At 51.7% G+C, this 12886-nt stretch carries 16 protein-coding genes; all 16 read right to left on the reverse strand.

Features of this window, described 5'->3' with window-relative positions:
* Window positions 1–65: 65 nt before the first annotated feature.
* Entirely contained in the window at window positions 66–1211 is a 1146-nt protein-coding gene (locus tag AB6B37_RS00810; protein WP_371396992.1) for a beta-ketoacyl-ACP synthase III, read from the reverse strand.
* An 87-nt stretch (window positions 1212–1298) separates the two neighbouring features.
* Window positions 1299–1937 (reverse strand): DNA-3-methyladenine glycosylase I, encoded by a 639-nt coding sequence (locus tag AB6B37_RS00815; RefSeq protein ID WP_371396993.1) that lies wholly within the window; start codon window positions 1935–1937, stop codon window positions 1299–1301.
* Window positions 1934–2290 carry a hypothetical protein gene (locus AB6B37_RS00820; protein ID WP_371396994.1) on the reverse strand — a complete coding sequence of 119 codons (357 nt, stop codon included), beginning with the start codon at window positions 2288–2290 and terminating at the stop codon, window positions 1934–1936. Before AB6B37_RS00820 ends, AB6B37_RS00815 begins: the two co-directional genes overlap by 4 nt.
* A gap of 13 nt (window positions 2291–2303) precedes the next feature.
* A complete protein-coding gene (locus AB6B37_RS00825) occupies window positions 2304–2774 on the reverse strand; it encodes a GNAT family N-acetyltransferase (RefSeq protein WP_371396995.1) in 471 nt (156 codons plus the stop codon).
* Window positions 2761–3546: a folate-binding protein YgfZ gene (locus tag AB6B37_RS00830; RefSeq protein ID WP_371396996.1), complete on the reverse strand. Its 786-nt coding sequence runs from the start codon at window positions 3544–3546 to the stop codon at window positions 2761–2763. Before AB6B37_RS00830 ends, AB6B37_RS00825 begins: the two co-directional genes overlap by 14 nt.
* The gene (pyrC, locus tag AB6B37_RS00835) at window positions 3533–4585 is read right to left on the reverse strand and encodes a dihydroorotase (RefSeq protein ID WP_371396997.1); all 1053 of its coding nucleotides are present in this window, start codon (window positions 4583–4585) and stop codon (window positions 3533–3535) included. The genes AB6B37_RS00830 and pyrC overlap by 14 nt, the downstream gene beginning before the upstream one ends.
* Before the next feature lie 75 nt (window positions 4586–4660).
* Window positions 4661–5035, reverse strand: coding sequence for an META domain-containing protein (locus AB6B37_RS00840; RefSeq protein WP_371396998.1), 375 nt, complete (start codon window positions 5033–5035; stop codon window positions 4661–4663).
* The gene (truA, locus tag AB6B37_RS00845; RefSeq protein ID WP_371396999.1) at window positions 5032–5784 is read right to left on the reverse strand and encodes a tRNA pseudouridine(38-40) synthase TruA; all 753 of its coding nucleotides are present in this window, start codon (window positions 5782–5784) and stop codon (window positions 5032–5034) included. Before truA ends, AB6B37_RS00840 begins: the two co-directional genes overlap by 4 nt.
* A complete protein-coding gene (locus tag AB6B37_RS00850; RefSeq protein ID WP_371398485.1) occupies window positions 5784–6362 on the reverse strand; it encodes a hypothetical protein in 579 nt (192 codons plus the stop codon). Before AB6B37_RS00850 ends, truA begins: the two co-directional genes overlap by 1 nt.
* Window positions 6310–7227 carry a methionyl-tRNA formyltransferase gene (gene fmt / locus AB6B37_RS00855; RefSeq protein ID WP_371397000.1) on the reverse strand — a complete coding sequence of 306 codons (918 nt, stop codon included), beginning with the start codon at window positions 7225–7227 and terminating at the stop codon, window positions 6310–6312. The genes AB6B37_RS00850 and fmt overlap by 53 nt, the downstream gene beginning before the upstream one ends.
* A 2-nt stretch (window positions 7228–7229) precedes the next feature.
* On the reverse strand, window positions 7230–7748 hold the full coding sequence (gene def / locus AB6B37_RS00860; RefSeq protein ID WP_371397001.1) for a peptide deformylase: 519 nt from the start codon (window positions 7746–7748) through the stop codon (window positions 7230–7232).
* A gap of 54 nt (window positions 7749–7802) precedes the next feature.
* Window positions 7803–8489: a pyrimidine 5'-nucleotidase gene (locus tag AB6B37_RS00865; protein ID WP_371397002.1), complete on the reverse strand. Its 687-nt coding sequence runs from the start codon at window positions 8487–8489 to the stop codon at window positions 7803–7805.
* Window positions 8489–9556: a DUF1036 domain-containing protein gene (locus tag AB6B37_RS00870; protein WP_371397003.1), complete on the reverse strand. Its 1068-nt coding sequence runs from the start codon at window positions 9554–9556 to the stop codon at window positions 8489–8491. Before AB6B37_RS00870 ends, AB6B37_RS00865 begins: the two co-directional genes overlap by 1 nt.
* The gene (argB, locus tag AB6B37_RS00875) at window positions 9553–10410 is read right to left on the reverse strand and encodes an acetylglutamate kinase (protein WP_371397004.1); all 858 of its coding nucleotides are present in this window, start codon (window positions 10408–10410) and stop codon (window positions 9553–9555) included. The genes AB6B37_RS00870 and argB overlap by 4 nt, the downstream gene beginning before the upstream one ends.
* Before the next feature lie 23 nt (window positions 10411–10433).
* Window positions 10434–11105: a ribosome biogenesis GTP-binding protein YihA/YsxC gene (yihA, locus tag AB6B37_RS00880; protein ID WP_371397005.1), complete on the reverse strand. Its 672-nt coding sequence runs from the start codon at window positions 11103–11105 to the stop codon at window positions 10434–10436.
* 2 nt (window positions 11106–11107) lie between these two features.
* On the reverse strand, window positions 11108–12886 hold the full coding sequence (yidC, locus tag AB6B37_RS00885; protein ID WP_371397006.1) for a membrane protein insertase YidC: 1779 nt from the start codon (window positions 12884–12886) through the stop codon (window positions 11108–11110).

The following is a 12886-nucleotide window of genomic DNA, read 5'->3' on the forward strand; positions in this document are numbered from 1 at the left end:
CAAGACCGTCTGTATGACAATCCCGAATAAGGCCAGCGGACCATTTCCTCCCGCACTTTCCAACGTTAGGCAACTTTACGCACAAATATCGCGCCAGCCGAATAGCCCGCGCCAAAGGAACAGATTAGCCCTGTTTCGCCGTCGCTAAAGTCGTCAGAATATTTATGAAAGGCGATAATAGAGCCAGCAGAACTGGTATTGGCATATTCATCCAGCACAACGGGGGCTTTATCCAAATCGACGTCTTTACCGAGCACTTTTTTGGCTATCAAATGGTTCATTGATAAATTGGCTTGATGTAGCCACATGCGTTTTAGGGCGTGGGGGTCAAGGTTGTTGGCTTCGCATTCTGCGGTAATCATCTTGGCGACCATAGGCACGACTTCTTTGAAAACGCTGCGGCCGTTTTGGACGAATAACTTATCGGTCAGACCCTTAAGTCCGCGTTGGCCGTGCAAACCGTCATCTTCAATTTCGCAGTGATTAAGGAAGCCGAAATTATTGCGAATATTGTTTGAAAACTGCGTGACAAGTTTAGAGCCAATAACCTCCCAATGTGCGGCGGGTGCGACATCTTTATGTTCTAGCAATATGGCGGTCGCAACATCGCCAAAAATGAAATGGCTGTCGCGGTCTTTGAAATTTAAATGCGCCGTGCAAATCTCTGGGTTCACGACCAGCACAGATTTTGCTTGCCCGCCCATGATTAACCCGCGCGCGGTTTCAATCCCAAATGTGGCCGAAGAACAGGCGACATTCATATCAAAGGCAAATCCAGACGTGCCGAGGATGTCTTGGACTTCCACGGCAACGGCGGGATAACCGCGCTGCAAATTGGAACAGGCCACAATGACGGCGTCGACGTCAGCTGCGTCCCGCCCCACCGCGTCCAGCGCATCACGCGCGGCGTTTGCGGCAATTTCGGCCAGGATGCTCGGCTCTTCATTCGGGCGTGCGGGGATATGGGGGCGCATCACATTGGGATCCAAAATAGGGCCTTTTGAAATGACAAAGCGCGATTTAATGCCAGAGGCCTTTTCGATAAAGGCCGCATTAGAGTGGTCTAGTGGTAGCTTTGCACCCGATGCAATTTCATCTGCGTTCTCTGCGTTCCATTTATCGACATAGGCGTTAAAGGCGACGACAAGTTCTTCGTTTGAAATACTGTCTTTGGGCGTCCAAAGACCTGTGGCACTGATTACGGCTGTCACGGGCTTCCCTCTTTTATGTTTATTTTAGCTATAACGAGGGGGATCGTTTCGCGCTAGTGATTATTCATTACGCCTGAAGTGCGGCGCCTATCGCGCGGCGTCTTTGCACGGGCCGTAGGCATGGCAACTAACCGCGTGATCATTGACCATACCAACCGCTTGCATGAAGGCGTATAGGATAACAGGGCCAACAAATTTAAAACCGCGCTTTTTCATATCTTTGGACATCGCGACCGATTCGGGGCTTTGCACGGGGGCGTCTTTAAAATGCTCCCACGCATTGATGATGGTTTTACCGTCCGTGAAAGACCATAAATAATCAGAAAAATTGACGCCGTCTTCGTCGCGCATTTTAATATAGATTTGCGCGTTGGAAATGGCGGCGTTAATCTTGGCTTTTGACCGAATTATCCCAGCATTATCCAGCAACCGCAGACGGTCGACATCATTATAGGTCGCGACAATATCAGGGTCTAACCCGTCAAAGGCCGCGAGGATATTATCGCGTTTACGCAATATGGTAATCCAGGACAATCCCGCTTGCATACCGTCTTGAATAAGCTTGGAAAAAAGCGCTTTGTCATCTGTGATGGGGCGACCCCATTCTGTGTCATGATAAGCACAATAAAAGGCATCCGCCGCTGGCACCCATCCACAGCGCGGCAGGGACGGATCATGGGCGCTATCATCAAAATCGCGGTAATCAAAAAAAGCGTGCTTGGTCATAAAATTTCTTTGTAAAGCGATGTTCCACCAATTTTCGACCCGCCAGCGTTTGAGCGGTTTAGCCACTGCCAATTCATATGCATGGTCAGGCCCTGACTATCGTCATTTTTGAACTCAACCGTGGCTTGCCCCGCTTCTAATGCTCCGTCCTGCGACCGGCTGTGGTAAACGATGTCCGCCGTGACGGGCCCCGTCATTTTACCTATGATATGACCGTGACTGACGCCGTGGCCGCTATAATTTGCGATGAAATCTATCCCAGACTGTTCATAAATAAAGAGAGTTCCATTTTGAACGCGCCCACCCTCAGAGTTAGACCGCGGAGTAAATGTGCGGCCATCAAGATTAATCACAGAACCACATCCATTATAAATGCTTTTCCATGCCAATATTGGCACGCGCGTAAACGGGATGCGGCCCCTCGTGATTGACCGTCCAACCATTGCGCGCATAAAGGCGCAGCGCGGCCTCGTTTCGCGTATTGGATAGCAGAAATAGATAACTCAATCCCATGGTGTTTTTCGCAAAATCCTCTGTCGCGGTCATTAGTTTTTGTCCAATACCGTGCCCGCGAAAATCGGTATCCACCGCCATTTTCGTTAGCTCATACCGTCCGTCATCATGTTTTTTAAGCGCAACCGCGCCCGCGACCTGCCCGTCAATATGGGCGGAAATAACGTGATTGCCGTTTCGGATGTAAATTTCGGGCTGTGCGACCATCAACTTGTCTGACTCTTCTAAGAAATGAAGGTCCTCTATCCACTGCGCGTTTAGCGCTGCAAAACGGGGCAGGGCGGCTGTGTCGTCAATATGAATGTCTACTTTACCGACTGCCATCAACGCCTCCCATAATGCTGACCCGCTGCTCATTTATCGTTGGGCTTTCTTCGCCTGATTGCCAGCGGTCAAGCCGGATAAGGCCCATCGCCATTGTGTCATGTACGGACATTACCTCGCCAATCACGCGGCTGCCCATCATGATTTTATCTCCTGCCGCCGCGTTTCCCGACAGCACAAGCCCGCGCGCGCGTTTTTTAACCGTGGTCATACGCTTCATGCGGCTGACCACCTCTTGGCCGATAAAACAACCCTTTTTGAAATCAACGCCGTTCATTAATTCCATATTGACGTCGGCGGGAAACATCGTCGTCATCTCAAAATCCCACATACTATCGACCACACCAAGGGCCAAGCGGTGCGCGTTGTAATCCCCTGTGTCGTCAAAATAATCAGCCGTGATAAGCCGCCGTCCCAAGGCGCCGTGACGGGGGTCATCATGACCCAGCTCACCGTCGCCATCCCAAAGGGCATAGACATTTAAATCTGGCTCTGGCGTCATCTCAATCGGGGCGCGCAGGCGGTACATTTTTAGGCGCTTGAACAGGTCATCAAAAAACTTTGTCGGCGTATCAATGAATAAGTCATCACCGTGTTTGGTCACAAAAAAATCAGCAATGATTTTACCCTGCGGGGTGAGCAGCGCCGTAAATGTTATCTCGCCGCCCAGTGAATTGGTCACGAGCTTGTCCAGCCAAGCCGTCACATCGTCGCCAGACAGGCGCAGCACAGAGCGGTCTAATTGCGCGATCGGCATCTTACGCGCCGACATATGTCCACGGCAGGGTCTCGCCTGCGTGGAACGGGATAACGGCACCGTCTGGCGTTTCGATGCTTGGCCCTACAGATAAGGACGCGCGTTTGATGGTCACGCGCTCTTCATTAACGGGGAGGCCGTAAAATTTTGGTCCGTGGAGTGAGGCAAAACCCTCGAGCTTATCCAGCGCGCCCTCTTGCTCAAATGTCATAGCGTAGCTTTCCATGGCGACAGGGGCGCAGTACACGCCCGCGCAACCACAGGCGCTTTCTTTAGCAGTTTGCGTGTGGGGCGCGGTATCAGTGCCGAGGAAAAATTTATCAGAGCCCGACGTTGCTGCGGCGCGTAGGGCCAAGCGGTGAACCTCGCGTTTGGCAATCGGCAGACAATAATAATGCGGACGAATACCGCCTTGGAAAATGGCGTTGCGATTATATTCTAAATGATGCGGTGTAATCGTCGCCGCAATATTTGGACCAGATGCGGCGACAAAATCGGCGGCGTCTTTCGTGGTGATATGTTCAAACACAATTTTAAGGCCCGGCATATCGTCGACGACATGGCGCAAAATTGTGTCGATAAATACGGCTTCGCGGTCAAAAATATCAACATGGCTATCGGTCACTTCGCCGTGGATTAAAAGCGGCATGCCCGATTTTTGCATGGCCTCCAGCACAGGATAAATCCCCTTAATATCTGTCACGCCGTGGGATGAATTGGTCGTCGCATTGGCCGGATATAATTTCGCGGCTGTAAAAACACCGTCCTTATGTCCCCCGACCAAATCATCCGCGTCAATTGTATTGGTCAGATAAGCGGTCATTAACGGTGTAAAGTTCAGCCTTGGGTCAACCGCGGCCATAATCCGGTCGCGGTAATCTCTCGCGGCTTTTGTTGTTGTCACAGGCGGTGATAAATTGGGCATGATAATGGCGCGCGCAAATTGCCGCGCCGTGGCGTTCACAACAGATTTTAGCATCGCGCCATCACGCAAATGAACATGCCAGTCATCAGGACGGCGAATAGTAATTGTGTCGGGTGCGTTGGATGACATGGAGCGGCCTTTAAGATTTTTAAGTCACTCAAAGCCTAGCGCGTGGCACGCCGCTGCGCAACATAAAGGCAGGGCCTACCCCCGTTGGCGCAAGCCTAAAATCCAGCGGCCATCAACATTGTAAAACCGCATATCGGTGCCAACCATATCGACACGGTGTGAGCCGCGTAGGCCGTCGAGAAAGGCGGCTTCGGCCCCGTCCATGCCGTCACAGCGCATTTTTGTGACGGATAAATTGGTCACGGTTAGGCGGTCGCTTGACTGGGTATAATCACCGATAAATGTGTTGCAGCCCGTAAAGCCGAAAACCTCTCCGCCCGACTTGAATTGAATATATTGCCCCATGCCGTTTTCAGGGCCCCATTCTGTGCCTTCTAAGAGGGGAATAGATGTGGCCCAAGCGGTGCTTGTGACGAGTAGAGCAAAGAGGCCGAGTGATAGTCGTTTCATTCTGCGTCATCCTCATAATGCACGCTAACTAGATATAAGCCGTCGGAGGGCGCGACTTGTCCGCACGCTGTGCGGTCTCGAGCCCTCAAGGCCTGTTTTATATAATCGGCACCCCGATATCCACGCCCAATATCAGCCAACGTGCCAACAATAGAGCGGACTTGTTTATGCAGGAAAGAGCGCGCGCGCAAATGCACATGGATTTCTGCGCCTGCGCGAATAACGGTGATAGCGTCCAGTGTTTTCACGGGGCTTTTGGCTTGGCACTGCGTATCGCGAAAGGTGGTAAAATCATGTTCACCGACAAGGTCTTGGGCCGCGTGGTGCATAAGCTCCGCATCGAGCTTCATGGGCAGTCGCCAGACCCGTCCCGCGTCCAGCGCTAGTTTCGGACGGCGGTCAATTAAGCGGTAAAGATAACGCCGTTCACGCGCATCAAAGCGCGCATGCCAATCATCGGCGACGTCCTTTGCGTCCAGCACGGACACAGCCTCATTGGCGAGATGATAGTTTAGCGCGTCACGCACTTTGTCAGAACGCAGCGGTTTTTTAAAATCAACATGCGCCGTCATCGCCAGCGCATGAACACCGCTATCGGTGCGGCCCGCGCCGTAAACTTCCGTCGGTTCGCCGTTAATGCGCTCGGCGGCACGCTCTAACGCGCCTTGGACGGTGGGCGCATGGTCTTGCCACTGCCACCCCTGATAAGGCGCGCCGTCATATTCGATTGTGAGTTTATAGCGGGACATTAGGTGATGTTTAAGCGCTCTAACGCCTCTACAACTTCATTGTGCATTATCCACTCATTTGACTCTTTTTCAAAATCCGCCAGGGCTAGCGTCCAAGGGGCGTCTTCGAAATCAGGAATTTTCAAACCAATATATTCAGCAACTTGCTTTGCCAAATTTCCATAATGAGCATTGGCAGAGCTATAACTCGGCCAGCCCGCTGCATTTGCTAACTGCGTTGCGGTCAACCGATGCAACTCAGCATTTTTATGAGCAACGAGCATTTTATGCAAGTGTTCGCCAAGCGTTATGGATCTCAGAGCGTCCACGCAATCGTCAACTGTGCCAATGTATTCTTTTCGCCTATTTACGCGGCGTTCTGCATATTTTGAATCTATCCACTCCTTCGCAAATGATAAGCTTTCAGTCATTTCCGTTGCTTTAATGAAATGCTTTTCGGGATAAATCATAGCACCAGTCTTATTTGCGATAATTTGATGCCCGCGATATAGAAGTGTTTCGCGTTCTAGAGCCATTTGAAAATCCTTATAAAAGCTTTTTGCCAGCGGGCAGGGGGCGGCCTTTGGCGTAATCGTCAAAGCTCATTTTACCTTTACCCGCAGGTTGCACAGTGATGAGCCGTAGCGCGCCTTGGCCACACGCAATCAGGCCCTTATCATCTAGGGCGGTTCCCGCACCGCCCTGTCCATCCTCAGGCTTGGCCATATGAATTTTCACGCGCTGTCCGCCGATCTCGCACCACGCACCGGGGAAAGGGGCGAGGCCGCGAATGTGGCAATCTAAATCACGCGCGGGACGGGTCCAATCGATGCGGGCTTCAGATTTATCAATTTTATGGGCATATGTCGGCTCTCCCGATTGCGGGGTCGGGGTCAGGCCGCCGCGGTCAAGCGCCGCCAACGCGCGCGGCCACATGCCAGCCCCAATACGCGATAAACGCTCAGAGAGGGTCGCGGCTGTGTCATTATCTGCAATCGGCACGGTCTCTGATAGCAGGACATCGCCCGTATCAAGGCCCGCTGCCATTTGCATAATCTGTACGCCTGTCTGCGCGTCGCCCGCCATAATGGCGCGCTGCACAGGGGCCGCCCCGCGCCACCGCGGCAGCAGCGATCCGTGTAGATTAAGGCATCCCAAGCGCGGCGCGTCTAGCGCACGTTGCGGAAGAATTTGACCATAGGCGACAACACAGGCGACATCAGCGTCAAGCGCCGCTAGTCCGTCAATCACGCGGCTTTTACGAAATTTTTCAGGGGTCTCAACAGGGATGCCCATAATCTCTGCAAATTGATGCACGGGCGATTTTGTGAGTGATTTTCCCCGACCCGCTGGGCGCGGCGGTTGGGTGTAAACCCGCACCACATCATAACCATTGGCAATTAATTCTGACAAAGACGGCACGGCGAAATCGGGCGTACCCATAAAAACGACGCGGAGGTTCATGGCTATCCCGTCGCCTTTAGTCTCTCTTGCTTTTGGACTTTTTTGACGGCGCGATCACGTTTCATACGCGAGAGGTAATCGATAAAGACGACGCCTTTTAAGTGGTCCATTTCGTGCTGGATACAGACGGCATAAAGGCCTTCGGCCCATTCTGTTACGCGCTCTCCGTTGTAATCCAGATAAGTCAATTTCACGCGTTTCGGGCGGTCAATAACATCAAATACATCCGGGATAGACAAGCAGCCTTCTTCATAGGGCGTTAAGTCGTCAACGACTTCTAAAATTTCTGGATTGACGAAATATTGCGGGGCGGGGTCTTCACCCTCACGGGCTAAATCCATCACGATGACATTAATCGGCTCGCCCACTTGCACAGCCGCTAGGCCAATACCGGGCGCGGCATACATCGTCTCTAGCATATCATCCATGAGAGTTCGGATGTCATCTGTCACCGCATCAACGGGTTTTGATACCTGCTTTAGGATCGGATTAGGGACAGTTAATATGGGTCGTATGGTCATGGGGAGTAAGTAGGGAGAAGAGCCGCATTGGTCAAGGTTAGGCTGCGCCAGACTTTAGGTCATATCACCCAAAAAGGCGGTGATATCATTGGTGACGAAATCCACCCAATCGGCGCGGGTTGTACTGCCTGCGGGGCGGGTTATCTCTGGTTCGTCAGAAAAATCTGCTTCGGTCGTAACGAGGACTGTGACCATGCCCATGGCTTTGGGGACTTCGAGGTTACGCACGCTGTCTTCAAAAAATACCGCTTTTGTCGGATCAATATCATAAACGTCATTAAAAATATCATAGCCAGGCTGTTTTGGCTTGGGTTGATAATTGGCATCTTCGACCCCGAAACTACCGTCAAATAAATCAAACAGATTTAAGTGACTGGCGACATTGCGCGCATGCCCTTTGGAACCATTGGTGTAAATAAATTTGCGGCCAGGCAGCGCGCCGATACGCTCACGCAGCACAGGGTCGGGCTTTAGCATGTCCAAATCAACGTCATGCACGTAATCAAGAAACTCTGCTGGGTCCATGCCGTGCACCGCCATCATACCCGATAAGGACGTTCCGTATTCGGCCAGATATTCTTTTTGTAAATGCCGCGCGGCTTGCGGTTGCAGGGTCAGGTAGCGCGAAATATAGGCCGTGATTTTCTTGTCAATTTGCGAGAAAAAGGCTGCATCGCCACGGTATAGCGTATTATCCAGATCAAAAATCCAGTTGGTAATATGGGAAAGCTCGGGCGACATTAGCGGCGAAGTCCTATGGCGTTAGGTGTTGTGAAATCGGCATCAGTGAGTGTGATGGTCGTGCCGTCAATATCAGTTGGCATAGGCCGAAAGCTGACAGCACGGTAGCCCCGGTCTTCGCAAAATTCATTGCCCATGGCCGAAAAGACGCCTTCGCCGACACAAAACTGCACAGGCTTGGCTGTGACTATTCGAAGCTGTTTATCGGGTGGGGGGAGTGTGTCAGGCTCTGGCGCGACTTGTTCTTGGGCGGCGTATAAGTGGGCGTCTTGGCCTGATAGACTATCGGTGATAGGGCGGGCGCAATCATTGACTTCGATGGGCCACCATCCGCGTGATTGCCATTCCGTTGCGTCGCGCGCCGCTGTTGCGACCCAAATACGGTTGGTGGAGTTATTACAAATTTTTAGCCCGATGCTCTCTTGGCGTTCTTGCGCTGCCGTGATGAGCGCGTCAAAGGTCTCCCCATCACTCATGGTTTTAGGCAAGTCTTTGTCTTTGATAAATTGAGATAATGTACGGCTTGTGCGTCGTCCAGGAATGCCGTCAATGCGTGAGATTTTATAGCCATTATCTCGCAGCAAGCGTTGCAGACCTGCTGTGTCGGCGTTCTCGCCAAAATTATCCGCTTCAATAAAGGTTGTGTTCCGCTCTGTTGGATTGACGTGCAAAAACTCACGCGTTTCCAGATCTTGTAGGGCGCAGCTGCGTGTAGCGTCGGCTGTGAAGTCATCACGGCTGGCGCATAATTTAACTTTGCCTGTCCATTCCCGGATACGCCCCAAATGGACAGGAGCGCTTTCCGCAAAGACATAACGGGGCGAATTAGGCGGCGGCGTTTCGGAAATGCAGGCGCCAGAGCGCAATTGTTGCCAGCCGCGAGGCGTCATTCTGCCGTCCATCATAGTGCCCACAGCTATGCGCAACACATAGGATGTCTCGTTACAAATATTCCAAACATTAGGATCAGAATTGACAGACGCTAGCGGGTCATTGTCCTGCGCGGTCGCTGGCGATACAGATAAAATTCCGATGACAAGGCTTGTGATAAAACGCTGAGTTTTCATCGCAGCAGCGTTCCTGCACCGTCATCAGTAAACAGTTCTACCAGCAAGCCGTGAGCGCGGCGACCATCAAGAATGACCACAGCGCGCACACCCGCCTCGACCGCATTAATTGCGGTTTCAATTTTGGGAATCATGCCGCCCGACGCGGTGCCGTCTTTAATAAGGCCGCGCGCATCACCAACAGACAGATTGGTCAAAAGGTTGCCAGACTTATCTTTGACGCCTTCAATATCGGTCAACAGCATCAGCCGCGACGCACCCAGCGCCCCCGCAATGACGCCTGCGGCTGTGTCGGCATTGACGTTATATGAGCCGCCTGTCTCGCCCGCACTAATAGGGGAGACGACGGGGATGAAGCCGTCGGCTGATAAGGTGTTCAGCACTGATATATCAGTTTCTACGGGTTCACCCGCAAAGCCCAGATCTTCGCGCAGCTGGCGGGCTTTTATAAGGTTTGCGTCTTTGCCTGACAAACCAACCGCGCGGCCGCCGGCCTCATTTATGGCCTGGACAAGGGCTTTGTTAATTGCGCCAGAGAGCACCATTTCGGCAACGTCTACGGTTTCAATATCAGAGACGCGCAGGCCATCAACAAATTCACTTTTGATATTGAGGCGACCAAGCATATCGCCAATCTGGGGTCCGCCGCCATGCACAATGACCGGGCGAATGCCAAATTGGCGCAGCAGCACAACATCATTGGCAAATTGACGGGTCAGCTCTTCTGACCCCATGGCATTGCCGCCAAATTTAATGACAATCGTTTGATCCGCATAGCGTTGGATAAAGGGCAGGGCCTCTGACAAAGTCTGGGCGCTTGTCCATCCATTTTCATTTTTGCGGCGCGTTAACATGGCTATCCCCGTAATTTTCTCGACTATACGCGGTGGTCTGGCAAAGCCAAGCTGGCAATTTCACCTTGCAGAATATCAAGCCCCGTTTTCTTCACCGATGATGTCGGAATAATGACGGGAAAGGCGGCAGGGCGTTTCTTTATCTGACTTTGCGCTTTCGCGACAGCTTTGACGACGGCTGGCGGTTTGATCTTATCGGCCTTGGTCATGACAAGCTGATAGGTGACTGCGGCCTCATCCAGCATATCCATCAACTCAAAATCAGACTCTTTTAATCCGTGCCGACTGTCAATCAGAACAAAGACGCGGCGAAGCTGCGCACGACCCCGAAGGAACGCCCGCGTTAGCTCTGTCCATTTGGCGATATCGACTTTGGACGCGCGCGCATAACCATAGCCGGGCAAATCAACCAGCCAGATACGGTCATCCATATTAAAATAATTCAGCTCTCTTGTGCGGCCTGGTGTATTGGATGCGCGCGCCAGTCCGTTCACATTGGTCAGCGCGTTAATCAGGCTGGATTTACCAACGTTTGAGCGTCCTGCAAAACAAATTTCCGGCGGGCCGGGGTCAGGGAGGGTGGCCAAGCTGACGGCGGAGCGCATGAAGGTGACGTCGCGCGCAAATAAAAGACGCCCTTGTTCCACATAGGGGTGTGGGGCGTCTTCATTATTACTTTGCGTAGACGTGTCCATCCCTAGCTGCCGTCTTCTACGGGATCAGGCTTGCCTGTGATTTTACGGAAGAAGGCATCAATCGGTGTATCGACCTTAAATTTCCGCGTGATGATATATTGCTGGAGGAAGGACAGGATATTGTTCCACACCCAGTAAATCAAAAGACCCGCCGCAAATGGTGCGAGGATGAACATGAAAATCCACGGCATGAATTTCATCATCTTGGCCATCATTTCGGCTTGCTCGCCGCCGCCTGCATTTTGTGGGGTCAGTGAATACATCATCGCCATAGTGATACCGTAAAGCAGCGCCAGCGGGCCAATCGCAAAGAACGATAAAAACTCAAGCGGCACAGCGGGCCAAGGCAGCGCGCCAAATCCGTTAAGAATGGACAAGGGGTCTTTGGCAGACAGGTCACGGATCCAACCAAAGAACGGTTCGTGGCGTAAGTCGACGTTGATAAACACAGTTTTATAAAGCGCAAAGAAGACAAAGATCGTTGGGATAATCGGCAGGCAGCCGCTCATCGGATTAACGCCTTCTTTTTTATACAGCGCCATAATCTCTTGCTGCAATTTCATGCGGTCGTCTTTGTAAAGCTCTTGCAGTTTCTTCTGCTTAGGCTGCACTTTTTTCATTTTCGCTTGGCTGGCATATTGCTTGTTAAATAGCGGGAACATCAACAACTTAATGACAAAAGTCATGATGAGGATGGCAACGCCGTAATTGCCGACCTGCTTGCCCAGCCATGACAGCACCGATGACATGGGCCGCACGAGGATACGCATGGCACCCCAATCAATCGCGCGCTCAAATTGGGCAATGCCTAACTCTTGCTCATAATCGACCAAGACAGCGCGGTCTTTCGCGCCGACAAACACACGTCCGATACTTTCAACTGAACTACCTGGTGTGATGGTAACAGGTGTGGTCACATAGGCGGCCTCGTAAACCTCCTCGCCGTTGATTTCGCGGTAGCCAAATTTGGCTGTCATGTTTTTGCCCTGGGGGGCAATGGCAGCCGACAGCCAATATTTATCCGTCAGGCCAACCCAACCGCCTTCGCCAGTTTCTAAAAGCTCGCGCTTTTTAGATAGCTTTTTATACTTCATTTTAACCAATTCATTATCGACAATGGCAACAGGGCCTTCTTGAATAATAAAGAAATTGGTCAAATCATCGGGCAGGCCGTGCTGGCGCGAAATACCTTTGCGGACCAAGTTAATCTCGGCCCCTGATGTATTGGTCACAACATCAGAAAAGGTAATCAAATAACGCTCATCAACCGTAACTGTGCGGGTGACAGAGTAACCATTACCGTTAAATTCCATGACAATTGGTGTGGTCGGCGTCAGCATATCGCCAGACACCACAGCCCAAGGCGTATTAATGCCAGAGCCTGCGTCGGTCGTTGTCCAATTATCAAAAATATAGGCAGCATGTTCTGCGCCGCGCGGGGTCAACATGATGACGGTGTCGCTGTCGGCCTCTAATGTGCGATTATATTGTTTCAGACGGACATCATCAATCATGGATCCTGTGACAGAAAACGATCCAGACAGGGACGGTGTATCGATCTTAATACGACCGCCTGTATTGGCATTGCTGCTGATGGCGGCGTCGCGGGTGACAAGTGGTTTAGGCTCTGGTGCCGTGATTTGTTGCTCGACGGCCGCGCGTTCTAAAGCCACATTTTTGCGGGCTTCTTCGGCCAAAGGTTTTCCAAAGAAAAACCAATAGCCCAGCATAACAATACTAGAGAGCACAATGGCGAGAATGAAGTTCTTTTGATCTTCCAT

Origin of the sequence: Fretibacter rubidus (assembly GCF_041429785.1) — a bacterium.
In the GTDB taxonomy this organism is placed as follows: Bacteria; Pseudomonadota; Alphaproteobacteria; order Caulobacterales; family Maricaulaceae; genus Fretibacter; species Fretibacter rubidus.

Coding starts and splice junctions, on each gene's coding strand:
- AB6B37_RS00815 (WP_371396993.1), bottom strand. CDS start 1,937: ATGACCAAGCACGCTTTTTTTGATTACCGCGATTTTGATGATAGCGCC.
- AB6B37_RS00825 (WP_371396995.1), bottom strand. CDS start 2,774: ATGGCAGTCGGTAAAGTAGACATTCATATTGACGACACAGCCGCCCTG.
- AB6B37_RS00830 (WP_371396996.1), bottom strand. CDS start 3,546: ATGTCGGCGCGTAAGATGCCGATCGCGCAATTAGACCGCTCTGTGCTG.
- pyrC (WP_371396997.1), bottom strand. CDS start 4,585: ATGTCATCCAACGCACCCGACACAATTACTATTCGCCGTCCTGATGAC.
- AB6B37_RS00840 (WP_371396998.1), bottom strand. CDS start 5,035: ATGAAACGACTATCACTCGGCCTCTTTGCTCTACTCGTCACAAGCACC.
- truA (WP_371396999.1), bottom strand. CDS start 5,784: ATGTCCCGCTATAAACTCACAATCGAATATGACGGCGCGCCTTATCAG.
- fmt (WP_371397000.1), bottom strand. CDS start 7,227: ATGAACCTCCGCGTCGTTTTTATGGGTACGCCCGATTTCGCCGTGCCG.
- def (WP_371397001.1), bottom strand. CDS start 7,748: ATGACCATACGACCCATATTAACTGTCCCTAATCCGATCCTAAAGCAG.
- AB6B37_RS00865 (WP_371397002.1), bottom strand. CDS start 8,489: ATGTCGCCCGAGCTTTCCCATATTACCAACTGGATTTTTGATCTGGAT.
- AB6B37_RS00870 (WP_371397003.1), bottom strand. CDS start 9,556: ATGAAAACTCAGCGTTTTATCACAAGCCTTGTCATCGGAATTTTATCT.
- argB (WP_371397004.1), bottom strand. CDS start 10,410: ATGTTAACGCGCCGCAAAAATGAAAATGGATGGACAAGCGCCCAGACT.
- yihA (WP_371397005.1), bottom strand. CDS start 11,105: ATGGACACGTCTACGCAAAGTAATAATGAAGACGCCCCACACCCCTAT.
- yidC (WP_371397006.1), bottom strand. CDS start 12,886: ATGGAAGATCAAAAGAACTTCATTCTCGCCATTGTGCTCTCTAGTATT.